The organism is Oleiphilus sp. HI0066 (genome assembly GCF_001635725.1).
Map to the genome: position 1 here is coordinate 1 of NZ_LWFH01001105.1, position 1302 is coordinate 1302.

Annotated in this window: 1 pseudogene; it reads right to left on the reverse strand. The window is 47.1% G+C overall.

Annotation, left to right across the window (positions count from 1 at the left end):
- Positions 1 to 1302, reverse strand: a pseudogene (locus A3738_RS31135) (flagellar hook-associated protein FlgK); the annotation flags it as partial.

The window sequence follows — 1302 nt, forward strand, 5'->3', positions numbered from 1 at the left end:
TGATCGGTGGCGACAAAGGCTCAGGACTAGCCGGATTGCTGTTATCAAGCACTTCGTAATAATTGTCTGTGACGAAGCGAATCAACAAAGGAGGGCTCAGCTCACCTGGCACTGCAAATTCTGACAAAGGTTGATTGGTCAGAGGGTTATTAACATCGAGCATTTCACCTAGCGTAATTTGAGCGTTACCAATATTACCTAAGCTACTGCGCGAACGAATGGGCGATGCTAAAGCGATCTCATCGACTCGATCAATCACTTGCTCAAAATTGATAGCGCCAGCTTGCGTGGGATAAAGCGTAAAGCGATCCCCTTCTTTGAAGGTGCCACCATTAAACGATAACTGAAAACCATCGATCGAAACGCGACTAGGGAAAACATTCGACAGGGTCGATTTATAAACGGTTTCGTCTGTGGATTGATTCACCACAATAAAGTCGGCATCGGTCGGCCCTTCAAATCTCAACTCATAATTATCCGTGGTGAGCTGGGATGTATCTTGAATAAAAATCGATACCGATTGATCGTAAGGTGGTGTGTTTAATGAGTTTGCAAGAACACGCTCCGCTGCAACGGCTGGGTCATTAATATCGGCGAAAAACAAACCGCCTAAATTGTTCTCTAGATCCATGCCCACGGCATGCTGATCGTTCATCGAATCCGCTAATGTCATGGCAATACGACCAATGGCATTAATGGATGTGGTCAGCTCTCCATCGCGAAACGCTAATAAGCCACCGACGGAGCCACCAGTAACATTATCGGTGATGTTTTGCTGTAGCCCATCTTTGACGATGGCGAGATCTAATAAGCGTCCATCAGCAGGATTACGAATGGTCTGTAGCTGAGACGCAGAATTGCCTAATACGAGCGGGTCGCCTTTTCCGAGATACACATTTACTGTTCCGTTGTTCGGGTTTTCAACAACAGAAAGTTGAACGTATTCAGATAGTTCACGCAATAGCTCGTCGCGTTCATCAAGCAATTGATTCGGCTTTTGACCTTCACCTGTAGAACTACTAGCGAGTGCGATAGCTGCATTCGTTTCAGCAAGCCCCTGCGCCAGCGCATTGATCGACGAAACATCCGCTTCAAGATTCTGATTGATATTCGCAACTACGCCTTCAAGGCGCGCCGCCAATGTTTGAAAGCGCGACACTAAGCCTTCAGCTTGCGTGAGCAATAATTGACGCTGAGGTACAGAAGTTGGGTCTTCAGCCGCGCCTTGCAAAGATTCAAAGAAACGGCTCAGCGATGGCGTTAAGCCTGTTGCCTCGCTCGCTAAAAGATTATCGATAACAG